The sequence below is a fragment of the Mycobacterium sp. 852014-52450_SCH5900713 genome, from assembly GCF_001667075.1.
Lineage (GTDB): Bacteria > Actinomycetota > Actinomycetes > Mycobacteriales > Mycobacteriaceae > Mycobacterium.
On the sequence record NZ_LZIL01000043.1, the window covers coordinates 34948 to 57977 of the forward strand.

Below are 23030 nucleotides of genomic sequence, written 5' to 3' on the forward strand. Positions count from 1 at the left end.
AGAGGAATGGCGAGATGGCTTCCAAGACAGACTCAGCGACCAGCTCGGTGAGCACGGCCAGGAACTGGACACCGCTACCGGTGCCGTGGGCGGTCCAGTCCGTCGACCGCATTCCCAAGCAGCGCTATTACGACCCCGAGTTCTACGCGCTGGAGGCGGAGGCCTTATGGCCGCGCGTCTGGCAGATGGCGTGCCGGCTCGAGGAGATTCCCAAGCCGGGCGACTTCGTCGAATACGAGATCCTCGATCAGTCGATCATCGTGGTGCGTGTCGACGCGGACACGGTGCAGGCTTACCACAACGCGTGCCGCCATCGCGGGGTGAAGCTGGTCGAAGGCAGCGGCTCCCGGCGGACTTTCGTTTGCCCCTTCCACGGCTGGTGCTGGGGCATCGACGGGCGCAGCACGTTCGTGTTGCGGCCCGAGGCGTTCGCCGCGGAAAACATGAATCCCCAAGATCTGCAGCTGGTTTCGGTGCGGTGTGAGACCTGGGGCGGATGCGCGTGGATCAACCTCGACGACGGGGCCCCCGCGCTGCGCGACTGCCTGGAGCCCTTCGCGTCGACCTACGACGCCTGGCAGGTGGAATCGCTGCGGGTCGAGTGGTGGCAGTCGTGCCGGTTGCCGGTGAATTGGAAGCTGGCGGCGGCGGCGTTCATGGAGGGCTACCACGTCCCCCAAACCCATCCTCAGCTGCTGCCATCCGCACAGAACGGTGACCCCGCCCAATCGGCGGTGCATCCCGTCGTCGCGAGCAGCCTGTACTTCATGCGCACCCTCGGCACCGGCATGGGCGGCATGACGCACGACAACGACATCCGAATCGCCGAGGGGCTGCAGAACATCGAGCTGCCCGCCGATCCTGCGGCGGCGATGAATGCCTGGCGCAGCGCCCTCAACGACGCCGTCGTCAGCTGGCATCGGGCCCGGGGCAGCACCATGCCCGACCTGAACGAGCTGGTCCGCCGCGGGATCACCGATGCGATCGGGTTCTGCTTCCCGCACTACTTCATCCTCCCCACCTACAGCAGCGCGTCGTCGTACCGCATCCGCCCGCTCGGCCCCGAGGACACCCTGTTCGAGATCTGGTCCCTCACCCGGTTTCCCGACGACGTTCCCGCAGGCAGGCCCCAGCCCCCGGAGCCGATGGCGCCCGACGACCCGCGCTGGCCGCCGATCCCCGCGCAAGACTTCTCCAATCTGCCGAGACAGCAGAAAGGGTTGCACTCCAAGGGCTTCGAATACATGCGGCTGTCGGACCAGATCGAGGGCCTGATCTCCAACTTCGAACGCGTCGTCGACGGCTTCCTCGCCGGGCTGCCGCACGAGGCGCTGGTCCCCGCGATCCAGAAGACCAACACCACCATCGACGTACCGGTCGCCGACCTGGCCTTGCGCGCGGAGGCACGATGACCACCCGGTGGGACCGCTCCGTGGACCTGCTCATCGCCGGCAGCGGCGGGGGCGGCATGGTCGCGGCGCTGGCGGCGCTCGACTCCGGCATCGAGCCGCTGGTGATCGAAAAGCAATCCCTGGTCGGAGGTTCCACCGGCCTTTCGGGTGGCATGGTGTGGCTGCCGAACAACCCGCTGATGCGCGCCGACGGCATCCCGGACTCGCACGAGGACGGCCTGGCATATTTCGACGACGTCGTCGGCGACATCGGTCCGGCCTCGTCACCGGCGCGCCGCGAGACGTTCCTCAGCGCGGGATACGAAATGATCAACTTCCTCACCCGCAAGGGTGTTCGGTTTGTGCGGTGCCCCGGCTGGAGCGACTATTACCCGAACCACAAGGGGGGCAACGAAGCCGGTCGCGCCATCGAGTGCGTCCCGTACGATGCCGCCGCGCTGGGCAACTGGCGTGACCGGGTCCAGCCCTCGATGGCCAAGGCTTACGGCGGGTTCGTTCTCAAAACCAACGAGCTGCGTTCGGTGCAGTACTTCAATCGGTCGCCGCGAGCGTTCGCGGTGGCGATGCGAGTGTTCGCGCGCACCAGGGCCGCCCGGCTCCGCCGTCGGGAGATCCTCACCAACGGCGCCTCGCTCATCGGTCAGATGCTCAAGGTGCTGATCGATCTGCGCGGCGAGCCGCCGATCTGGACCGGCGCGGCGATGGAGGACCTGATCGTCGAGGACGGCCGGGTCGTCGGCGCGCGCGTCTCACGTCACGGCGAGGCGCTGAACATCGAGGCGCGCAAGGGCGTCCTGTTGGCGGCGGGCGGCTTCAGCCGTAACGCGGACATGCGCCGCCGCTACAGCGGGGAGCAGCCCAACGAGGGGCTCTGGTCGATCGCGAACGCCGGCGACACCGGCGAGGTGTTGCAGACCGCGATCCGGCTGGGCGCCAAGACCGACCTGATGGACGAGGCCTGGTGGCTGCCCTCGGTTTTCATCGCCGACGGAGGTGACGCCGCGAAGGCGCTGGGCAGCGGGCGGCAGCGTCCCGGCGCCATCTACGTCGACGGAACCGGCCGGCGGTTCTGCAACGAGTCCAACTCGTACGTCGAAGTCGGCAAGGCGATGTACGCGAACAAGGCGGTGCCGTGCTGGATGGTCTTCGACGAGGGTTACATCAGCCGGTACGTTTCGGGGGCCAACCCGTTCAAGAAGCGTCGCCTGCCCGAAGAACTCATCGCGCGGGGCGCGGTGATGCGGGGCGACACCATCGGCGAGCTGGCGCGCCAGATGGGCGTACCGGCCGACGCGTTGGAGCAGACGATCAAGCGCTTCAACGGCTTTGCGGCCAAGGGCCTTGACCCGGACTTCGGGCGCGGTCAGTCGGCGTACAACGACTGTCTGGGTGATCCCGGGCATCGCCCGAACGCCGCCCTCGGCCCGCTCGAGCGGTCACCGTTCTACGCCACCAAAGTCGTTCCGGCCGACGTCGGAACGTGCGGCGGGGTGATTACGAACGAGCACGCCCAGGTGCTCGACGAGGACGACCGCGTGATCGACGGACTGTACGCGACGGGAAACATCACCGCGACTGTCATGGGCCGCAATTATCTGGGCGCGGGCGGAAGCATCGCCTACACAATGGTGTTCGGCTATGTCGCCGCCCGGCACGCCGCCGCCGCGCGTGTCGCCGGCGATCCAAGGCGCTAGGTCCCGGCATCCTTTTCGTCGCGGCCGACGAAATCGCGTGGCTTCATACCCGATTGCTTCAGCTCGGCCCGCCGCGCCTGGACGTCGGAGGCGGCGCCGACCATGTTCGTCAGGATGTGGCTGACTTGCAGGTGCACCCGCATGCCCATCAGTTCCCACGCGCGCTTCACGTTGTTCTTCACCGCCATCAGGGTGGTCAACGGGATTTGGGCGATCTTGCGCGCCATCTGCTCGACCACTTCGTCGAGGTCTTCGCGCGGCACCACCTTGTTGAGCAGGCCCCAGTCGAGGGCTTCCTGCGCGGAGAGCGTCGGAGCCAGCAGCAGCCAGTCCATGGTGCGATGCCAGTTCATCAGCAACCACGGTTCGATCATGGTGTGCCCGCCGGGCTCGCCAAGGCTTTGGGCAAGCGGCATTTGGAAATACGCGTCCTCCGACGCGACGCAGAAGTCGGTCAGCAGACCGAGATAGATTCCGCCGCCCATGCAGTAGCCGTGAATCGCGGAGATGGTCGGCTTTGGAAACTCCCACAGGTACAGCGTCGGCCACAGGAACAGGTCGGCCGTGCCCTTGTACAGATCCTCGAACGTCTCGCCGAAGTCGGGATACGGGTTTTCGTCGGGGCCCCAGCGGGCCACATGTCCGCCACAGAAACCCTTTCCGTTGGCCTTGAGGATGACGACCTTGATCTCCTTGTCGCGGTCGGCCTCATGCAGGCATTCGTCGACTTCGGTCACCAGGACCGCGTCCTTGGTGTTGGCCTTGTCGACCCGGTTCAGGATGATCCGCGCAATCGGCGGCTCGCGCTCATAGATGACCGCTTCGAGAACGCGCCGCTCCATTTGCGTGACATTACCCGGCCGGCAGCCGAAATGGCACCGCCAAACGCCATTTCGGCGTGCCGCGATTCGTGCGGAAAACTCTTGCTACTCAGCGAGCTTCGCGCCGTGCGCGCGCCAGCAGCCAAGCGTAGCCCTCGGCTTCACCGGCGGCCAACAGGTCGAGATCGGCAAACGCCGCGGGAAGCTCACCGGCGACCGCCCGAAACGGTCCCGCGGCGGCCCCCACTTCGCTCAGCACAGCGATCGCCAGCACGCCGCCGGGCGCCAGGCGTTCGACGATCGCCCGGTCGAGGCGGCGGTCCCGGAATCTATGGCACAGGATGACGTCGACGGACGGCCCGGCCGGCAGGCCGTCATCGAGGTCGGCGACGTCGAAGCGGCACCGGCCGCTCACGCCGGCGCGCTGGGCCAGCTCGCGCGCCTGGCCGACCGCCACCGGGGATACGTCCACGCCCACCACCTCAAGCCCGCGCATCGCGAGCCACACCGCGCCGGCTCCGGGTCCGCAAGCGAGATCGAGAGCCCTTCCCGCAGTAGGCACTACATCTACATGGGGTACCAAGAAGTCGGGTGGTCCCACCGCGTTCACTGACGGCGGTGTTCTCGTCGCGTACCGCTCGTCCCAGCGCTGCCGGTCCGCCTCGGCCATAGCCGCCACTCTAGAGGCACCCGCTGTTCTGGACAGCTGTCTGTAAATCTCGGCCGACGGATACCGGACCGCCCTTCGGCGGCTGACGCAAAACAACAGCGCGGGGCGCGGATCGGTCCCTGGACACGACCCGGACGGAAGTTGTTCGCGCTCTCGCCGCCTTCCTACACTGGACGGGTGTCTAAAGATGCGGCTCGCCGGTCCGATCGCCGGCCCGGCCAGACGATCCGCAAGGTCCTGGATGCCGGGCTGGACGAGCTGCGCGCGTCGTCGTACGCCAACCTGACGATGCGTTCGGTCGCGAGTCGCGCCGGAGTGTCGCCCGCCAGCGCCTACACCTACTTTCCGTCGAAAAGCGCGCTGGTCGCGGCGGTGTACCTGCGCTTTCTCCGCGAGCTGCCGCTGCATACCGATGTCAACGACACGACGAAGACGCGCGTCAGCGCGACGCTGCGCGACATGGCCGTCGTGGTCGCCGACGAGCCCGAACTGACCGCCGCGTGCGGCGCGGCCCTAATGGCCGACGATCCGGCGGTGAAGCCGATTCGGGAGCAGATCGGCCACGAGGTGGCCACCCGTATCGGCGCCGCACTGGGGCCGGGCTGGCCCCGCGCCGTGAAATCGACGCTGCAGATGACGTTCTCCGGCGCTCTGATGACCGCCCGGTTCGTCAGCTTCGACGAGATTGCGGGACAACTCGACGAGGCCGTCAACCTGATTCTGGGTGCATCCGTAGCATAAACCGCTGCGCGGCAACGATTAAGCGACCGGCGTCAAGCTCCTGGACGACTCGCCCGCCCGCAGGAAGCGGCCGAACTTCCGCTTGCCCAGCGCCGGTGCGGCCTCGCCGGCACCGAACGCGAACTGTCCCGCCACCAACACGGCGCTGACCGTGTCGTCGTTGCGGTTGACCATCCGGGTCAAGCCGCCGTAGGACTGCACCGGATGCTCGGCGTAACGATCCAGCGAACCGTCGAGCTTGTCCGGGTTGATCACGACGATGTCGGCGCGATCCCCTTCGCGCAGGGTGCCCGCGTCGATTCCGTACCAGGACCCGAGCTCGCCGGTGAGCCGGTGCACGGCACGCTCGATCGACATGAACGGGGAGCCGTGCTTATCCGCCTCGTGCACGTGCCGCAACAGCCGCAGTCCGGAGTTGTAGAAGGCCATGTTGCGCAGGTGTGCGCCGGCGTCCGAGAAACCCATCTGGACGGTTCCGCTCTGCGCCAGCTTCCTGAGCACCTGGGGACGATGATTGGAGATAGTGGTCCGCCAGCGCAGGTTTTCGCCGTGCTCCACCACCAAGTCGAGGAATGCGTCGACCGGATGCAGCCCGCCGCGGTCCAGGCCCACCTGGCCGAACGACTTGCCGATCACCGACGCGTCCGGGCAGGCGACGATCTCGGCGTCGAAGAAGTCGCGGTGCCACACCCGTGGCCCGAACCTCTTGTCGTAGTCCTCGCGGAACCAGCGGCGGTAGTCCTCGTCGCGCATGAGCTGATTGCGCTCGATCTCACCCTGCAGGTGCAGCGCCGCCGCACCGGCCCCGAACTCCTCGAAAACCACCAGCGAGATGCCGTCGGCGTAGACCTCGAACGGGACCGGCAGATGCTGCCAACGAAAGTCGCCGCCCAGCGCGTTCACCACCCGGGCAAGGGAGTCCATGAGGTGGATCACCGGCGATATGGCCTTGATGTCGGCCGCCGAGAGCAGGCTGGTCTTCAACCGGGGCCGGCCGAATCCCAGCGACGTCGCCAGCTGTGACACCACCGATAGCGGGTTCTTGATGTCCGGCCCCGACTGCAGAATCTTGTTGCGCCGCCGCAAGATAGCGTTCAACCGGCGCAGTTCGCGGGGCTTCGCGTAGGTCGACGGCAGGGTGCGCGACCGGCAGACCTCGCCGTCGAGTTTGTCGAACAGCAGTTGTTGCGACGACATCCCGACGAAGCCTTCGTCGAGTGCCTCGTTCAGCATCGACTCCATCCGCGCCAACTCGGCTGCCGATGGCCGGACGTCCCTGCGGGTTGCCCGGTCCAGGCCCATCGTCGCGGCGCGCATGTCGGAGTGGCCCATGAAGGCCGCGACGTTCGGACCCAAGTTCCGCCGCTCGAGTTCGGCGACATACTCCGCCGGATTGGTCCACGAGCGGGCCGCATCCAGGTGCTCGATGACATAGCGCCGCGGAATCGCTTCGACCCGGCCGAAGATGTCACCCGCGTCGACGTTGTCCAGATACACCGTGGACAGCGAACACGATCCCAGCATCACGGTCGTCACGCCGTGCCTCAGCGATTCGGAAAGCTCGGGCTCACAGAGGATTTCGACGTCGTAGTGAGTGTGGATGTCGATTATTCCGGGGATCACCCACTGGCCCGTCGCGTCGATTACGTCGGCGCCCGCCGTGTCGAGCGGTTCGGGCGTGATGGTGACGACCCGGCCGTCGCGCACCCCGATGTTTCTGCGCCCCGACGGCGCGCCCGTCCCGTCGAACCAACGGCCGTTGGTGATCACGGTGTCGTAGTGCAAAGGTCGGCCTTCCTGCCGCGCGGCACCCCCATGGTTCGCAATGAGCATACATAACGAGGGAAGTGTCCGGTCGTGTTAACCAGCCACGATCGCCTGCTCCCAGCCGCTATGATCCGGCTGTGGGGATCACCGACTACGGATTTGCCGCTCGATAGATGCGCAGTCACGGTTGGGCAGGGAACACGCCCGCCTCCGACGAGGAGGCGATCGAGCGCATCCTGGATGCCGCCGACCAGATCATCGACGAACGCGGGTCGGCGCTGCGGATCGCCGACGTGGCGCGGGCGCTCGGGGTCACCCGGCAGACCGTGTATCGGTACTTCCCCGGGACGCAGGCGCTGTTGGTGGCCTCGGCGATGCGATCGGCCGACGGGTTCCTGGATCGGATGGCGGCACACCTCGAGGGGGTCACCGATCCCGTCGTGGCGATGACCGAAGGAATGGCGTACGCCATCGAAGAGCTGGCGTCGGACAACCAGGTCGAATTCGTGCTCAGCCAACGCCATCGCGGCGGGCAGAAGGTCTCCATCATCTCGGACACCGCCCTGGCGTTCGGCCGGTCGATGCTGCATCGCTACGACATCGATTGGGAGCGTTACGGTTTCGACGAATCCGGCCTCGACGAATTGAACGAATTCAGCCTGCGGGTGCTGCATTCGTTCCTCGCCGACCCGGGGCGGGCGCCGCGCAGCGGTGCCGATCTGCGGCGCTATCTCACGCGTTGGCTGGGACCGGCGATCGCCTACCCGCAGCTGGTGCGCGCGATGGATGCGCTGCAAAGCCCGGAGCCGCCGCGAACACGACGCCGCCCTTTCAAGGCATCCTGACCCCGTCATCGAGCGACGTTGACGACGACCGGAAGGAGCGGGCATGACGGGTCTCGGACAGATCGCTCTGAATAGTGCGCCGGTGTTCGGTGGCGCGATGCTGGCCGTCGCGGCCGGCCAATTCCGGGGCCCGGACTATCGGGGGCTGATCGCGCAGGACATGGACTTGCTCGAGCGGATGCCGCCGGAGGCCGCCACGCGGCGCGCCGAATTGCAGCGCACCATCGACGCCCGCATCGACGACCTGATCGAGACCGCCGACCGGGGCCGGGCCCTGCGCAAGGCGGCGTTGTCCTACCGGGGCAACTGGCGGGACGTGGTGCTCCTGGTCTGCGCGGTGCTGTTCACCATCATCTGGTGGGACGTCGACCACAGCCGGGGCAACTGGTTGCCCATGTTCGTCCTGCTGATCCTGCTGACCATCGTGACCGCCGCCTACGCGTTTCGCGGCGTGCTGCGCTCCGCCGGCTCGTTGGTGCACAGACGATCCCACGCGCCCGGGGCCGACTCGCCGCGGTAGCCCGGCCCGGGGGCCGCCGCCGCATAACGCGCGCACTTTGTCACCCTGTGACAAAATCACGCTGTGAAGGCGCTTCGTCTCGGCAGTTTGATTTGTGCTGTGCTGGCACCCTTTTGGGGGTTCCCGGTCGCTCCCGTCGCGGCCGCCGAGCCGTGTCCCGATGTCGAGGTGGTGTTCGCCCGGGGTACCAACGAGCCGCCCGGCGTCGGCCGGATCGGGCAGAGCTTCGTCGACAGCCTGCGCCCGCGCGTCGGCGGCAGGTCCCTGGGCGTGTATCCCGTCGACTACCCGGCGACCACGGACTTCCCCAGGGCGGTGGACGGTATCAGCGACGCGGGCGCGCACGTCGAACACATGGCGGTCTCCTGCCCGCGAACGAGGATGGTGCTGGGCGGATACTCCCAGGGCGCGGCCGTGATTGGCTTCGTCACCGAAAGCGCGGTACCGGACGGGGTGCACCTGGTGCAGGCGCTGCAGCCGATGCCGGCCGAGGTCTCCAACCACGTGTCGGCGGTCGCGCTGTTCGGAAAGCCGTCGAGCCAGTTCATGAACATCATCAACGAGCCGCCCGTGACGATCGGCCCCTCGTACGCGGCCAAGACCATCGAATTATGCGTGCCCGGCGACCCGATCTGCTCGGACGCGGGAAACCCCGTCGCGCACCGGCAGTACGTCGAGGCGGGCATGGTCGACCAGGCGGCCGATTTCGCCGCCGGTCGCGTCTGAACCGGCTTTCAGCGCGGTCCGGCCCCGGCCTCGAGGACCTCGAGGGCCGCATCGATGTTGGGGATGATCGTCGGGCCGTAGCTGGTCACCAGCTGCCCGAGGGCACGAGCGATGTGCGGTCCGACGGCGCCGGCGGCGAGGACCTCTTCGGCCAGGACGATGCCGTTCACCAGGTGGGCGGCGCTCAGGCGGCCGTCGGGAGTGACTTCATAACGCCAATGGCCGATCTGCACCCGCTCCGGCTGCGACCGGAAGAAACCGCGGCGCGCCGGAGCGAAAATCACCCCCGGAACGCCCGAGAAGACTCTCAGGACCAGCCCGACTCCCCCGGGACCGGACAAGGCCGTTCCGATGGACTCGCCGACCCGCTCGTAATCGAGGCTCGTCATCAATCGCTCATGGGCAGGACGAACGACGGCGTCAGCGTCTGCGCCTCACCGCCGCGGCGGACCGCGGTACCCGCGACATAGAACTCCACGGTGTGATGCCCCCAGGCGTAGTTGGAAATGGCGAAGTGCACCCCGACGACGCCGGTTCCGCCGTCGCGCTCGGCCTCACTCTGCATGCGCGACATCGCCAGCTCGCGCGCCTGGTAGCTCCCCTGCGTCCACTGGGGCATCTCGGCGTTGCGTCCAACCTGGCCGAGCGTGCGCAGGAACCCTTGCACGGCGATGTGGAATACGCAGTTGCCCATCACGAACGCCACCGGGACAAATCCCGATCGCAGGAGGGTGGTCAGATCCTGCCCGGACAGGTGACTGGTGAACGCCTGCCCGTTGGGGCGGCGATAGGCCCCGGGCTTCTCCGTGTATCGCACCGCGGTGCCGACCGCGATGAACTCCAGATGCTCGCCCTCGCCCTGATGACGCCATTCGAGGCGGACGCCGACCACGCCGTCCGCGCCCAGCGAATCGGCCTCCGCCTGCATCCGCGACATCGCGTTCCAGCGCGCCCGGTAGGTCGCGTCGGTGAGCACGGGCAGTTCGGATTGTTGCCGGATCCCGGTGAACTGATAACCGACGTGGTAGACCGAGACACCCATCACGAGTTCGATCGGCTCGAACCCGGCCCCGTGCAGCAAGGCGAATTCGTTGATCGACAGATCGGAGGTGAACACTTTGCCTGCGTGCGACAGCCGTTCGCTGGCAACTGGGTCGAGCGGGTTCGGTTGCATTGTCAAAACACCCTCCTGCGGTTCGCAGGACAGCCTAGGCCGCCGGACCGCCTCGCACACCCGCAACGTGCGTCTTTCCGGTGCACCGGCGGCAAAATCAGGGTGCCCGGGGGCGCCGGGCCCGACCCGCGCGGGCACCGCCGCGGCGTCGATGAGATCGATTTGCTGTTGCCCGGCGGTTCGGGGCGCTCAGTGCGCGGCTCGCGCGGCGCCGATCATCGTGTGCAGCTCCTCGACCGACCAGGGTCCGGCGTCGTGGTGGTCGCGGTAGCCCAGGACCCGCGGTGTCGGCCGGTCGAAGCTACCGACGAATCCGCCTGCCGCGACGAAGATCTGACCCGTCACGGCCCGCGCCAGGTCGCTTGCGAGATACGCGTAGAGCGGAGCCACGAATGCGGGCGGCGCGCTGTCGAGCGAGGCCTGCATGGTCGTTTCGTCCAGCAGGCCGCGCCGGTGCAGGTCCTCGATGTGCTTCTCGTACTCGGCGCCGGTGGACAGACGTGTCCGGGCACCCGGGCACACCACGTTGGCTCGCACGCCGTGGCCCTTCAGTTCGGCGGCGATGGCCAGGGTCAGGGAGTTCACGGCGCCCTTGCCCGCGGGATAGCCGGTGCCGCCGTAGTCGCCCAGAAATGCGACCGAACTGGTATTGACGATGGCGCCGTGCCCCTGGGCGGCCATGACGCGAGCCCCCGCCCGGCACGTGTGGAACACGGTGCCGAGGTGCGCGCTGATCAGGCGGTCGAAGTCGCCCGACGAAATGTTCAGGATCGAAGAGCCGGGTGGCTCCGCGATCCCCGCGCAGTTGATTAGGGCATCAAGCCGTCCGTACCTGCGCACGCAGTCGTCGATCAGGACGCCGGCGATGCGCTCGTCGTCCGCGGGTCCGACCACCGCACCGGCGCGCCCGCCGGACGCCGTGACCGCGGCGACGGTCTCCTCGACCGGGCCCGCGTCGCGCCCGTTGACGATCACGCCGGCGCCCAGGCCGCAGAGCAGCTCGACGACGGCCCGCCCAATCCCACGGCTGCCACCGACCACCGCCACGCCGCGCCCGTCCAGCAGGCGCCCACCGACATTCATCGCCGTGACTGTCGTAATGCATTGTGCGCGAACAGCTCTCGGTCAGAGCCGAGGGTGAGTCGCGGGAGATCGGTCTCGAACATTAGGCGAACAGTACCCAGCCGGGACAGAAATGAGAACCGCGGTCGACACCTTTCGACACGCGCGGAACGTGAGCAGCGCGGGCGCCTCCGGTTGATCCTCGAAATGCCGCTCCGCTTTGCCGACGGTCGCCGGTTCGAACCGGAAAAACCTGGACGGTCCAGTTCCGCCAGCTGAAAGCGCCGGCATGGGCAAGCGCCAGGAGGTTTGCTGCAATGCGGTTGGTTTATTCGGTGGAAACGGGTGGGACATGAGCCGGGACCCGGTTGGGGTAAGCGATCGCGGGCGCACGCAATGGGGCGTATAGTCGTAAACGAAGTCCGTTCTGGATGTGTCGCCGTTTAGCTCAAAGCGGCCCGTCAGCCGTATGGCTACTGAGCTCGACATGGCTCCGGCGACAAACACCTGAGTCATCTCCCGTCGGTAACCCCGCGCGTTCGATAAGTGACCAGTCCTGCGGATACAGATGCGGTGAGGCGACGTGCGCATAGCTGCCAGCCTCGCTGCACACGACTCAGAGGAGTGAGTCAGTAATGCAGAAATGTTTGTGCACCAAAGCTTTCAGGATCAGCCGCGCCGAGAATGGGCGCGTGCGCCTATGACCAGTGTGATCGCCCCCGCCCGACCTGCTTCCGCCCCTTCGGCCCCGAGCCGTGACAGAAAAGCCGACGATTCGTACGACGACGTGGTCGAAATGTTCGTGCTGCTGCGCCAGATGCCGGCTGAGTCGCACGACTACCGTCGCCAGCGCGAACGGATCGTGACCCGCTGTTTGCCCCTGGCCGACCATGTGGCCAGCCACTTCGCGCGCCGCGGCGAGGGTCTCGATGACCTCATCCAGGTGGCACGACTGGGGCTGATGAACGCCATAAACAGGTTTGATCCCGATAAAGGGCCCAGCTTCATCGGCTTCGCGGTTCCGACCATGATGGGCGAGGTTCGCCGTTACTTCCGCGACTACAGCTGGGGCATGCGGGTACCGCGGAGACTGCGGGAATTGCACGTGCAGATCAGCAGGACGACCGGCGATCTGGCCCAGAAGCTGGGGCGCGCGCCCACCGCGGGCGAGCTGTCGCAAGCGCTGGAAGTCTCCCGCGAGGAAATAGTGGAATGCCTGGTGGCGGGCGACGCCTACCGCCTGGATTCCCTGGACGCGCCGGTGGGCACCGATAGCTCGGGCACGCCGCGACTGGTCGCGGACGCGGTCGGCGGCATCGACCCGCAGATCGAACACATCACCAACCGGGAAGCGCTGCGCGTCCTGGTGTCCGCACTCCCCGAGCGTGAACGCGAGGTCTTGCGCATGCGATTCTTCGAATCGATGACGCAGAGCCAGATCGCCGAGTGCATCGGGGTCTCGCAGATGCAGGTGTCCCGCATTCTGGCCAGCACCCTGCGCGGCCTACGCGACCAACTGGATTAGCCCCTTCATCTCTCCCAGGGCCTTCGGTGCCACGGTGGCGCCGCGCCGCAATGTACTGTGCGATTCGGGAACGAACTCGACGGTGGCGCCGGAGGCAGCCTGGAAGGGAGCTCGAGCTATGAGGACTTCACGGACGGTGGCCGCGGGCGTCGCGGTGGCGACGGCGCTTGCGGTGGCGGTAGCGGGGTGCGGCAAGAATCCGACGTCGTCAACGCCGTCGAAGTCGGGGTCGTCCAGCTCGGCCACCAGTGCGCACAGCTCGGCACCGACGTCGTCGGCCGCCGCTCAGCCGAGCGAGTACACCGGACTGTTGATCCAGGCGAGCGACATCAACGCGCCGATACCGTTCACCGCCACCCCACCGACCTCCAACCCGAATGGCCAGCCGGGCGTCGCGACGACGTTCAAGGACGAGGACGGCAGCCACGTCATCAAGGACACCATCCAGGTGTTCGCGGACCCCGGCGCCGCCACCGACGCGTTGAACACGGCCAAGGGCGCTCAGGGTGACGTGATCAAGACCCCGACGACGCAAGCTGCCAACGTCGGAACCGGCGGAACAACGTTGTTGGGCAATAATCCGGACAAGAGCAAGGGCGTGACGATTCTCCTGTTCACCGAGGGCAGAGCCTTCGTCACGCTGCAGTTCGACGGCCCGCCCGACACCCTGGCCCCCGCGGATTTCGTCAACGACGTGGGCCAGAAACAAGATGCGGCCATCAAGAAGGGGCTCGGCGGCTGAGCGCGAACTGACCGCCCACCACAAAGGAGCCCGATGACCATCATCAACGGCATGCCAGCCCATGCCCTGCTGCTGCACTTCGTGGTCGTGCTGGTACCGCTGACCGCCCTGCTCGAGATCGTTTGCGTGATTTGGCCGACGGCGCGGCGGGGCCCACTGTTGTGGCTCGCGGTGATATCGGCTGCCGCCACCATGGTGTTGACGCCGATCACGGTAAACGCCGGGGAATGGCTTTACGACCTGAGGGCTAAACCCACCGCCATCCTGCAGAAGCACGCCGCGCTGGGCGCGACGATGACCTACTTCTCCGCCGCACTGCTCGCGGCCGCGCTGGTGCTGGTGGCGATGCGGCTGATCGAACGCCGCTCAGACAAGCGCCGCGTGGTCGTGCGCGCGACCATCGCGATACTGGTGCTCGCCGTCGCCATCGCATCGACGGTCCAGATCTACCGCGTGGGTGATGCTGGGGCCCAATCGGTTTGGGGTGGCGAAATCACCCGGCTGGAACAATCCCACCACCCTGGTTAACGGTCGTCACGTCGCCTATGCAATGGGCGTAAGCAGAAACAGGCGGAACTGGCGCCCGCCCGCGCGATCTTGGGCGAGTTGATAGTTCGGCCAGTGCGCCAGCACCTCGGACCACGCCTTTTCGCGCTCCTCGCCGGTGAGCAACCGCACCGTCGCGACGAAGCGCTGTCCGCGCCTGCGAACGGTAACTCGCTGCGTGGCTTTCAGATTCGCCGACCACGACGGGTGGCGGTCCCGGCCCCAGTTGGAACCGACCAGCAACAACCCATTCTCGACGGGCACGTACTGCACCGTCGCCGTGCGGGCGAGGCCCGTTTTGCGACCCGACGTCGTGATCCGCACGTTCGGCAGGCCGGCGAGGTCCAGCACGCCGAGCCGCCCACCGGTCGCGAACCGCAACAGCGCCTCAACAGCTTCCGCGACCGGCCGGCCATTGAGGACGAACCGGCGGTAGGCCACCGGATTGCCGGCCAACCGCTGGAGCGGATTCATACGGTGACTGTATTCCCGTGCGAGCCGGCTTGGGCGTCGCAACGATGAAATCGCCTTGACGGGGCGGGATTCCAATGCCGACGCGCAGCACACCGCCGCGGCCGCCACGCCGTTAAATAAACTGCTTGATTTAATCGGGCACGCGGTGTTCACTGAGGCGATGACCGCCGAGCGGATCGCCCGTTCCGACAGGTCGACAGGCACCCGGGAGGCGATCCTGTCGGCCGCGGAAGTGCTGTTCGCCGAACGTGGCATGTACGCCGTATCGAACCGGCAGATCAGCGAGGCGGCCGGGCAGGGCAACAACGCCGCGGTGTGCTACCACTTCGGGACGAGGACCGACCTGCTCCGAGCGATCGAGAGCAAGCATCGGGAGCCGATCGAGGAATTGCGGGCGCAGATGCTGACCGCCATCGACGATTCGACCGACCTGCGCGACTGGGTGGGCGCGTTGGTGCGGCCCCTCACCGATCACCTGCACGCGCTCGGGGTGCCCAGCTGGTACGCGCGCTTCGCTGCCCAAGCGATGGCCGACCCCACCTACCGCCACGTCGTCACCAAAGACGCGCTCACGTCACCACTGCTGGTGCAGACCATCGACGGCATCAACCACTGCCTCCCCGACCTGCCCAAGCGGGTGCGTTCGGAACGCATGGTCATGGTGCGCAACCTGCTCATGCATACCTGCGCCGAGCACGAAGGCGCCCTGGCCGAACACGGGCCACGTTCGCGTTCGGCCTGGCCGGTCGCCGGCGAAGGCCTGATCGACGCCATCGTCGGCCTGTGGCGCGCACCGGTCCACGTGGGCGCGGCAGCCGGCTAGTCGACCGAAAACCAAACCAGGCCAGCAAGGAGAACGATGACCGACGTCTCGACCGCCACGGATATTCCGGAGTTCCCGATGTCGCGCGCGCCGGGTTGCCCGTTCGCCCCGCCGCCAAAGGTGTTGGAGCTCAACACCGACAAGCAGCTGAGCCGGGTGCGGATCTGGGACGACAGCACACCGTGGTTGATCCACGGCTATGAGGCGATCCGGGCGTTGTTCACCGATTCACGCGCCAGCGTCGACGACCGACTGCCCGGCTATCCGCATTGGAATGCGGGCATGCTCGCGACGGTGCACAAGCGTCCGCGATCGGTTTTCACCTCCGACGCCGAAGAACACACCCGATTCCGCCGGATGCTGTCAAAACCCTTCACGTTCAAGCGGGTTGAGGCGCTGCGGCCCGCGGTGCAGCAGATCACCGACGATCACATCGACGCATTGCTGGCCGGCCCCAAGCCGGGCGACATCGTCAGCACCTTGGCGCTGCCCGTCCCGTCGCTGGTCATCAGCCAATTGCTGGGCGTGCCATACGAGGACGCCGACTTCTTCCAGGCCCAGGCCCAGCGGGGCATGGGCCGCTACGCCACCGAGGAGGACACGGCGCAGGGCGCCGCGTCGTTGGCGAAGTACCTGGCGAACTTGGTGCGGGCCAAAATGCAAGACCCGTCGGAGGATTTGGTGTCCGACCTGGCCGAGCGGGTCAACGCCGAAGAGCTCAGCGTGCGCGAGGCCGCGCAGTTGGCCACCGGCGTGCTCATCGCCGGCCACGAGACCACCGCCAACATGATCAGTCTGAGCATCGCGGCACTGCTCGACCACCCCGACCAGCTGGCGCTGATGCGCGATACCGACGACCCGAAGGTGATCGCCGTCGCGGTCGAGGAATTGATGCGCTACCTCAGCATCATTCAGACCGGGCAGCGCCGCATCGCCGTCGAGGACATCGAGGTGGGCGGCGAGACGATCCGGGCCGGCGAGGGCATCATCCTCGACGTGGCGCCGGCGAACTGGGATGCCCGGCAATTCCCCGACCCGGACCGGCTCGACCTGCGCCGGGAGGACGGCGCGCACGTCGGGTTCGGCTACGGCCGGCACCAGTGCGTCGGGCAGCAGCTGGCCCGGATGGAACTGCAGATCGTCTTGCCCACCTTGCTACGCCGCGTCCCGACACTGCGGCTCGCGGGGCCCGTGGAAGAGCTGCCGTTCAAACACGACGCGCTGGCCTATGGCCTCTACGAGCTGCCAGTGACATGGTGAGTGGACGATGATGTCATCGCAAACTCGCGCCCTGTACCCGGAGGGCGTGATCGGCGCGCCCAAGCACCGGCGGGGTCACGCCGCCGGCGTCAGCACGGGCCTGCCCCCCGGTACTGAGGTGTTTTCCGCCGACAACCACATTTCGGTGGCCGACGACATCTTCTACGACCACTTCCCCGACGACCTGAAGGATTACGCGCCGCGAATCTGGTACGAGGACGGCGCCTACCTGCTCGGCCGGCCGGGGCAGTCGATGGTGATCGGCGATTTCAGCGCGGTGCTGATGCAGTACGACGACCTGGCCGGGGCGGTCAGCAGCAACATCGACGCCCGCGTGCGCGAGCTCGCCGAGGACGGCGTCGATAAAGAACTGGTGTTTCCCAACGCGGTGTTGGCACTGTTCCACTATCCCGACAAGGACCTTCGGGAGCGCATCTTCCGCATCTACAACGAACACATCGCCGCCTTCCAGGAGCGCTCCGATGGCCACTGCTACGGTGTCGGTCTGATCAACTGGTGGGATCCGCGCGGAGCCCGGCGCACGCTGAACGAGCTGAAATCGCTGGGGCTCAAGACGTTTCTGATGCCGATAAGCCCCGGCATCGACGACAACGGCCACGCCATCGACTTCGCCGGTGCCGCGATGAGTGCGGTGTGGGACGAAATCGAGGACGCCGGGCTGCCGGTAGCCCACCACATCGGCGAGAGCCAGCCGAAGGTTCCGAGCGAGGTCAACAGCGTCGCGGTGGCCATGATGGTCAACATCGACTCGTTCCGGGAGATGTTCTCCAAGTACGTCTTCGGCGGCATCCTCGACCGCCATCCGCGGCTGCGGGTCGGCTGGTTCGAGGGCGGTATCGCCTGGGTCCCACCGGCTTTGCAGGACGCCGAGCACGTGCTGGCCTCGTACCGGCACATGCTCGCACACCAACCCGAACACGACGTCCGTTACTACTGGGACACCCACATGTGCGCCTCGTTCATGGTGGACGGCCTTGGGCTCGCCCAGATCGACGAGATCGGCATCGACAAGGTGATGTGGTCGTCCGACTACCCGCACAACGAAAGCACTTACGGATATTCGGAGCGGTCCCTGGCCGCGGTGGTCGATGCCGTCGGTCCCGAGGACGCCGTCCGCGTCGTCAGCGGAAACATCAGAAACTTCCTGGGTATCTGAGATGACTTCTTCCACAGCACGTGGCTCTGTGATCGACATACCCGATGAACCGGATCGGGCGCGCATGCGCGCGGAGACCGGGGCGCGCCTGCGGTCCGCGATGGCCGACCACGGCGTCGACGCGCTGATCCTGCTGATGAACGGCTACGTCGGGTACGCGACGGGGGCCAGCTGGCCCCTGGTGGACGCGGGCCTCTCGCACGTGGAGCGCCCGGTCGCGGTCGTGCTCGCCGACGACGAACACCCGCACCTGTTCATGCCGTTCCGCGGCGGTGCGTCCGCGCGGCCACCGGTGCCTGACGACCACCTGCACGGCCCGGTCTACCTCGAATTCGACCATGGGGTAGAGCAATTCGCGCGCGAGCTAGCGGGACTGATCCCCCCGGGTGCGAACATCGCCGTCGACGAATTGACCGGGGCGATGCGCAGGGCCGGCCCCAAGCTGTTCCCCGCGGGCGCGCCGACGGATGCGGCGATCGTGGTTGGTGCCGCGCAGTTGGTGAAGACACGGGATGAGCTGTCCTGCCTTCGCCGGGCGGCCCGCATCACCGAGGAAGCGATCGTGGACGTGCAGGGGGCCCTGGCGCCGGGAGTGCGGCAGATCGATCTCTCGGCCACGCTGGTGCGTCGCGCCTTCGAGCTGGGCGCCACCACCAACATGCTGGAGGCCATCTGGCAGGTCATGCCCAGTTCGCGCGAAGCCGGAGTCTGGACGACCCATGGCGATCTTGCGTTGCCGCTGTTGCCCACCGATCGTGAACTCGCCGCCGGTGATGTGCTCTGGACCGATATCAGCATGACCTACCTCGGATACTGCTCCGATTTCGGCCGGACCTGGGTTGTCGGCGAACAGCCCACGCCGCGGCAGCAGGATCAGTTCCGGCAATGGCGTGCCATCCTGGATGCGGTGCTCGCCGTGACCAAAGCCGGTGTCACTTCCGGCGATCTGGCGCGGGCGGCAATCGCCGCCAACGGTGGCCGCAAACCGTGGTTGCCGCATTTCTATCTAGGCCACGGCATCGGCACCTACCCCGCCGAAGCGCCCATGATCGGAACGGATCTCGGCGAAGAATTCGACGACAACTTCGTCTTCTCACCCGGGATGGTTCTGGTTCTGGAACCCGTAGTGTGGGAGGACGGGACAGGCGGCTACCGCAGTGAGGAGATCGTGGTGATCACCGAAGACGGCTACCTGCCGATCACCGACTACCCCTATGCCCCTTATGGCGACTGAGGTTTTGCCCGACCCCCGCGCATTGCGGACGGGTCGTCGGGAACGGGCGCTGGCGCAAATGGACGCACAAGGGCTCGACATCCTGGTGCTCGGGCGGCAGGCCAACATTCGTTACGTCACCGGCGCACCGCAGCTCTGGATAGCCGGGACGCGGCCGTTCGGTCCCATGTGTGTCGTAGTGCGCGCCTCCGGGGACATCTACCTCAATAGCACCGATGACGAGGGGGTTCCGGAGGAGATCGGGCACGATCACCTCTACGGGCTGGCCTGGAACCCGATGACGCTCATCGACGTCCTGAAGAAGATCGACGGGGCCGATAGGGCCCGGCGGGTCGGAACCGATGCGATCACACCCACTTTCGCCGCGCTGCTGCCCGAGGCGTTCCCCAATGCCGAGCTCGTCGACGCGGAGGTGGCGATGCGCGCGGCGCGGCGCGTCAAGACTCCCGATGAAATCGCGGCGATGGGCCCCGCACTTCGGGTCGCCGAACGCGGACTTGCCGCCGCCCTGGCCGAATTCGCGCCGGGAGTGTCGGAGCGGACGCTGGCCGGGGCGATGATGCAGGCCATGGCCGCGGGCGGGGTGAGCACGCCAGCCACGCAGGACGCCGCCTGGGTGACGTCGAAGGAATACCCCTGGCGCCGTGCCGATTCGGGCGAGGTACGCCCGGGTGATCTGGTCGCGTTCGCCGCGGGGGCCCTGGCGAACGGATACGTCGCGGAGGTGGGTCGGACCTGGCCGGCCGGTGATTCTCCCCATACGCTATTCGGCCGCTCGGATGTGTTGTACGACAACATGCTTGCGGCCTGTCGGCCCGGCGCTCCCACCTCCGACTTGGTGGCCGCCTATCAGGCGGCCGGAGAACCGATTCCGCCGATGCCGATCGCACACGGCTTGGGGCTGGGCTTCGACCCCCCGTTGGTGTCCGAAACACTGTTGGCCGCAGGCGAACGCGACGAGCTGGAGCCGGGCATGGTGTTGGCGATCACCGGGTATGTCTGGGAAGAGGGTGTCGGAGCGGTGTTCCGGCGCGACACCGTCCACATCACCGAAGGCGGCGTCGACGTGATGACCACCAGCCCGGCGTGGGCTTGCTGAATTCACTTGCGTCACTTCAGTTTCAGCGGTCCCAAGACCGCGTTTTTTGTCGGTGGGTCCCGATAGTTTCGAGGTATGAGTGTTGACCCGGAGGCGTTGTCGGCGGCCTTTGCCGTCATCAACGCTGCGGTCGACGATCTGGTCAGGTCGGACTGCGACGCCCTGGCCACCCGCGAGCAGCTGGCGATGTTGGAACACTGCGAAAGCGTGCGCCGCCGGCTGCCCGCCATCGAGCACCCGCTGATCAATTCCCTGGCCCACAAGGCCACCCCCGAAGAGCTCGGCGGCACGCTGCCGCGTGCCATCGCCGAGGCCACGTTGATCAGCCGCGCGGAGGCGTCACGCCGCGTGAAAGAAGCCACCGACCTCGGGCCGCGGCGCGGGCTGACCGGGGCGCCCTTGGCGCCGATCCTTGCCGCAACCGCTGACGCCCAACGAGACGGAAAGCTGGGCACCGGACAGGTGATGGTGATCCGCCGGTTCTTCCGTCAGCTGCCCGGCTGGGTGGACTTCGCCACCCGCCAGGCCGTCGAAGCCGACCTCGTCGCTCACGGAATGAACTACCGCCCCGAACAATTAGCCCAGCTCGCCGATCACGTCGCCGATTGCCTGAACCCCGACGGCACCTACACCGACGACCACCGCGCCCGCCGTCGCGGCCTCACCTTGGGCAAGCAAGGCCCTGATGGAATGTCCGAGTTGCGCGGCATGATCACCCGCGAGCTACGGGCCACCGTGGAGGCGGTGTTGGCCAAACTGGCCGCGCCCGGCATGTGCAACCCGCTCGAGGACACCCCTTGCGTGGATGGCGCCCCCAGCCAAGAGACCATCGACCGCGACGCCCGCTCGGCTGCGCAACGCAACCACGATGGACTCAATGCGGGGCTCAGGTCGTTGCTCGCCTCGGGAGAATTAGGCCAGCACAACGGGTTACCCGCATCGATCGTCATCACCACGACGCTACAAGATCTGGAGGCCGCCGCCGGCAGGGGTTTGACCGGCGGCGGCAGCATGCTGCCGATGAGCGATGTGATCCGGCTGGCCCGCCATGCCCACCACTATCTAGCCGTCTTCGACAAGGGCAAGGCGCTGGCGCTGTATCACACCAAACGGCTGGCCGCCCGCGGTCAGCGCATCGTCCTCTACGCCAAAGACCGGGGGTGCTCGGCTCCCGGCTGCACCGTGCCCGGCTACCTCTCCGAGGTCCACCACGTCGCCGACTGGGCCAAGTGCCGCCGCACCGATGCCGACAACCTCACCTTCGCCTGCGGACCGCATCACCGCCTGCTCAAACCCGGCGGCTGGAGCACCCGCAAGAACGCAAAGGGTGACACCGAATGGATCCCACCCCCGCATCTGGATCGAGGCCAGCCCCGTACCAACAGTTTTCATCATCCGGAGAAGCTGCTCCGGGACGAAGACGACGGGCCTTAGCTCAGGTGCTCCACTCCGCAAGCGCGGCGTCGAGCAGATCCCCGACGCGATGCCGGTCCCACAGGAACAGCAGGTTCGAGAGCATCTGCAACGGGGCGCGCACGCTCTCGTCGTTCCTGATCAATGGATGGCGTCGACTGTCCGGTATGGCTTCGAATCGCTTGCGGATCAACGCCGGCACGCCCAGCAGCCAGGCGACGCCCATCGCCGCCGCGTACAACAGCGTGTGTCGGCGCAATCGAACCGGATCGAGTTGCGGGCCGCCGCAACGATGGAACTCGGTGACGAACAGCCGTAGCAGCTCGTCGAGATGGGAGTCCCACAGGTCGGTTTCGGCGCCGGACATGGCTCCCCAGATCGCCATGCCGAGGTTCATTTGGCTGACGCATCCCCAGTCCATCAGGCCGCAACGCAGAACGCCGTCGCCGTCACGCCAAAACCATGCGTTGTCGATATTGGCGTTCCAATGGCACAGCGCGACATAGTCGGAATCATCGGCCAGCAGCCCCGCGACAGTCTGCTCGCAATGCGCGAACCGTGGCACATCCGCGCGCAGCCGCGCGACCAACTCCGGTGAACAAGCGGGCAGCAGCCCTGGGCGGAGATCGGCGAATTCCGCCAGTTGGTCCACCCGGCGCTCCCGCTTGTCCGGGGAGAGCGGCGCACGATCCCCTACCGTCGCGGCGGCGACGTCCAGCGGGAAGGGTGCGGTCAACTCGGTCGGCAGCCTGCCGGATCGATGGGTGCCGGCGAGCCGGGCCAGCGCGGTGAGCAGCGCCCGGTAGTGCTCGAGCGGTTCGGGCATCTCGTAGTCGAGGCACTTGTGATACTGCGGTTCGATCCCGTTGCCGCCGAATCGGATCCGTTCGGTGACCAGTATTCCCGTGCCCGTCTGGCGGTGATAGTCGGCGAACAGCACCCGGGGTACGGCGATCGGAAATTCGGGCGCACAGGACAGCGCGGCGAATCGCACTTCGGGTTCCATTTGGGTCTTGCCGCGATCGCGCGTCCGGTCGTCGAAGTCGCGCGAGAACTTGACGAACAAGTCGGCGGGCAGTTCCGGGGCGGGCCCGGCGTATTCGACGGAGAGGATCGCCTTGCGCCCCGTGCTGCCGCCTGCCACTTCGGCAAACTCGGTAACCCGCGCGATGCCGTTGTCCCGCAACGCGCCCGAGGCGAGAAACGCCGCGGTAAGGAACGGCGCCGCGCCGCTTTCCAGCGCCGCAGGGTCGGCCGGGAACGTCAACCCGTACCGGTCGCCCGCGGCCCAATGTGGAGTCAATT

23 protein-coding genes are annotated in these 23030 nt (G+C 67.0%); 15 read left to right on the top strand and 8 right to left on the bottom strand.

What is annotated here, in order from left to right:
• The first annotated feature begins 14 nt into the window (after positions 1 to 14).
• Both A5773_RS12210 and A5773_RS12215 read left to right on the top strand, forming a co-directional pair.
• On the top strand, positions 15 to 1412 hold the full coding sequence (locus A5773_RS12210; protein ID WP_067791078.1) for an SRPBCC family protein: 1398 nt from the start codon (positions 15 to 17) through the stop codon (positions 1410 to 1412).
• Complete coding sequence (locus A5773_RS12215) at positions 1409 to 3106, top strand: FAD-binding protein (protein WP_067791079.1); 1698 nt, start codon at positions 1409 to 1411, stop codon at positions 3104 to 3106. The genes A5773_RS12210 and A5773_RS12215 overlap by 4 nt, the downstream gene beginning before the upstream one ends.
• Here the strand turns inward: A5773_RS12215 and A5773_RS12220 are convergent.
• Together A5773_RS12220 and A5773_RS12225 are read right to left on the bottom strand one after the other, a co-directional pair.
• Entirely contained in the window at positions 3103 to 3948 is an 846-nt protein-coding gene (locus tag A5773_RS12220; RefSeq protein WP_066953848.1) for an enoyl-CoA hydratase/isomerase family protein, read from the bottom strand. The two genes, A5773_RS12215 and A5773_RS12220, sit on opposite strands and share 4 nt — an antisense overlap.
• Positions 3949 to 4036: 88 nt before the next feature.
• Positions 4037 to 4597 carry a bifunctional 2-polyprenyl-6-hydroxyphenol methylase/3-demethylubiquinol 3-O-methyltransferase UbiG gene (locus A5773_RS12225; protein ID WP_066953845.1) on the bottom strand — a complete coding sequence of 187 codons (561 nt, stop codon included), beginning with the start codon at positions 4595 to 4597 and terminating at the stop codon, positions 4037 to 4039.
• A 177-nt stretch (positions 4598 to 4774) separates the two neighbouring features.
• Here A5773_RS12225 and A5773_RS12230 point away from each other — a divergent pair, with 177 nt between their 5' ends.
• On the top strand, positions 4775 to 5338 hold the full coding sequence (locus tag A5773_RS12230; protein ID WP_197507873.1) for a TetR/AcrR family transcriptional regulator: 564 nt from the start codon (positions 4775 to 4777) through the stop codon (positions 5336 to 5338).
• An 18-nt stretch (positions 5339 to 5356) separates the two neighbouring features.
• Here the strand turns inward: A5773_RS12230 and A5773_RS12235 are convergent, their stop codons facing one another.
• The gene (locus A5773_RS12235; RefSeq protein ID WP_067791141.1) at positions 5357 to 7123 is read right to left on the bottom strand and encodes an amidohydrolase family protein; all 1767 of its coding nucleotides are present in this window, start codon (positions 7121 to 7123) and stop codon (positions 5357 to 5359) included.
• A gap of 155 nt (positions 7124 to 7278) precedes the next feature.
• On the opposite strand from A5773_RS12235, the gene A5773_RS12240 reads away from it, so the two are divergent.
• The 3 genes from A5773_RS12240 (at position 7279) to A5773_RS12250 (ending at position 9196) form a co-directional block, all read left to right on the top strand.
• Positions 7279 to 7950: a TetR/AcrR family transcriptional regulator gene (locus A5773_RS12240; RefSeq protein ID WP_067791081.1), complete on the top strand. Its 672-nt coding sequence runs from the start codon at positions 7279 to 7281 to the stop codon at positions 7948 to 7950.
• Positions 7951 to 7993: 43 nt separating this feature from the next.
• The gene (locus A5773_RS12245; protein WP_067791082.1) at positions 7994 to 8470 is read left to right on the top strand and encodes a hypothetical protein; all 477 of its coding nucleotides are present in this window, start codon (positions 7994 to 7996) and stop codon (positions 8468 to 8470) included.
• A gap of 90 nt (positions 8471 to 8560) precedes the next feature.
• Positions 8561 to 9196 carry a cutinase family protein gene (locus A5773_RS12250; protein ID WP_369817356.1) on the top strand — a complete coding sequence of 212 codons (636 nt, stop codon included), beginning with the start codon at positions 8561 to 8563 and terminating at the stop codon, positions 9194 to 9196.
• Positions 9197 to 9204: 8 nt separating this feature from the next.
• Here the strand turns inward: A5773_RS12250 and A5773_RS12255 are convergent, their stop codons facing one another.
• From A5773_RS12255 to A5773_RS12265, 3 genes are all read right to left on the bottom strand, one after another.
• On the bottom strand, positions 9205 to 9585 hold the full coding sequence (locus tag A5773_RS12255) for a DUF5073 family protein (RefSeq protein WP_066953831.1): 381 nt from the start codon (positions 9583 to 9585) through the stop codon (positions 9205 to 9207).
• Positions 9585 to 10370 carry a heavy metal-binding domain-containing protein gene (locus A5773_RS12260; protein WP_067261819.1) on the bottom strand — a complete coding sequence of 262 codons (786 nt, stop codon included), beginning with the start codon at positions 10368 to 10370 and terminating at the stop codon, positions 9585 to 9587. The genes A5773_RS12255 and A5773_RS12260 overlap by 1 nt, the downstream gene beginning before the upstream one ends.
• Positions 10371 to 10559: 189 nt before the next feature.
• Complete coding sequence (locus A5773_RS12265) at positions 10560 to 11453, bottom strand: SDR family NAD(P)-dependent oxidoreductase (protein ID WP_066953828.1); 894 nt, start codon at positions 11451 to 11453, stop codon at positions 10560 to 10562.
• A 679-nt stretch (positions 11454 to 12132) separates the two neighbouring features.
• On the opposite strand from A5773_RS12265, the gene A5773_RS12270 reads away from it, so the two are divergent.
• The 3 genes from A5773_RS12270 (at position 12133) to A5773_RS12280 (ending at position 14227) form a co-directional block, all read left to right on the top strand.
• Positions 12133 to 12957 (top strand): SigB/SigF/SigG family RNA polymerase sigma factor, encoded by an 825-nt coding sequence (locus tag A5773_RS12270; protein ID WP_082948205.1) that lies wholly within the window; start codon positions 12133 to 12135, stop codon positions 12955 to 12957.
• 118 nt (positions 12958 to 13075) lie between these two features.
• On the top strand, positions 13076 to 13699 hold the full coding sequence (locus tag A5773_RS12275; protein WP_066953826.1) for a hypothetical protein: 624 nt from the start codon (positions 13076 to 13078) through the stop codon (positions 13697 to 13699).
• 33 nt (positions 13700 to 13732) lie between these two features.
• A complete protein-coding gene (locus A5773_RS12280) occupies positions 13733 to 14227 on the top strand; it encodes a DUF2231 domain-containing protein (protein ID WP_066953823.1) in 495 nt (164 codons plus the stop codon).
• A gap of 15 nt (positions 14228 to 14242) precedes the next feature.
• Here the strand turns inward: A5773_RS12280 and A5773_RS12285 are convergent, their stop codons facing one another.
• Positions 14243 to 14719, bottom strand: a complete 477-nt coding sequence (locus A5773_RS12285; RefSeq protein WP_067261821.1) for a nitroreductase family deazaflavin-dependent oxidoreductase — start codon at positions 14717 to 14719, stop codon at positions 14243 to 14245.
• A gap of 145 nt (positions 14720 to 14864) precedes the next feature.
• Between A5773_RS12285 and A5773_RS12290 the strand changes: the two genes are divergently transcribed.
• The 6 genes from A5773_RS12290 to A5773_RS12315 all read left to right on the top strand — a co-directional run bounded on the left by A5773_RS12290 (position 14865) and on the right by A5773_RS12315 (position 21746).
• Positions 14865 to 15542 (top strand): TetR family transcriptional regulator, encoded by a 678-nt coding sequence (locus A5773_RS12290; protein ID WP_067791142.1) that lies wholly within the window; start codon positions 14865 to 14867, stop codon positions 15540 to 15542.
• A 36-nt stretch (positions 15543 to 15578) separates the two neighbouring features.
• Entirely contained in the window at positions 15579 to 16802 is a 1224-nt protein-coding gene (locus A5773_RS12295; protein WP_067261824.1) for a cytochrome P450, read from the top strand.
• 10 nt (positions 16803 to 16812) lie between these two features.
• Complete coding sequence (locus tag A5773_RS12300) at positions 16813 to 17979, top strand: amidohydrolase family protein (protein ID WP_067791149.1); 1167 nt, start codon at positions 16813 to 16815, stop codon at positions 17977 to 17979.
• Between the two features lies 1 nt (position 17980).
• Entirely contained in the window at positions 17981 to 19213 is a 1233-nt protein-coding gene (locus tag A5773_RS12305; RefSeq protein WP_066953813.1) for a Xaa-Pro peptidase family protein, read from the top strand.
• On the top strand, positions 19203 to 20312 hold the full coding sequence (locus A5773_RS12310) for a Xaa-Pro peptidase family protein (protein WP_067791087.1): 1110 nt from the start codon (positions 19203 to 19205) through the stop codon (positions 20310 to 20312). Before A5773_RS12305 ends, A5773_RS12310 begins: the two co-directional genes overlap by 11 nt.
• Positions 20313 to 20387: 75 nt before the next feature.
• Complete coding sequence (locus A5773_RS12315; protein ID WP_067791089.1) at positions 20388 to 21746, top strand: HNH endonuclease signature motif containing protein; 1359 nt, start codon at positions 20388 to 20390, stop codon at positions 21744 to 21746.
• Position 21747: 1 nt separating this feature from the next.
• On the opposite strand, the gene A5773_RS12320 is transcribed toward A5773_RS12315, so the two are convergent.
• Complete coding sequence (locus tag A5773_RS12320) at positions 21748 to 23028, bottom strand: hypothetical protein (protein ID WP_067261833.1); 1281 nt, start codon at positions 23026 to 23028, stop codon at positions 21748 to 21750.
• Between the last annotated feature and the right edge of the window lie 2 nt (positions 23029 to 23030).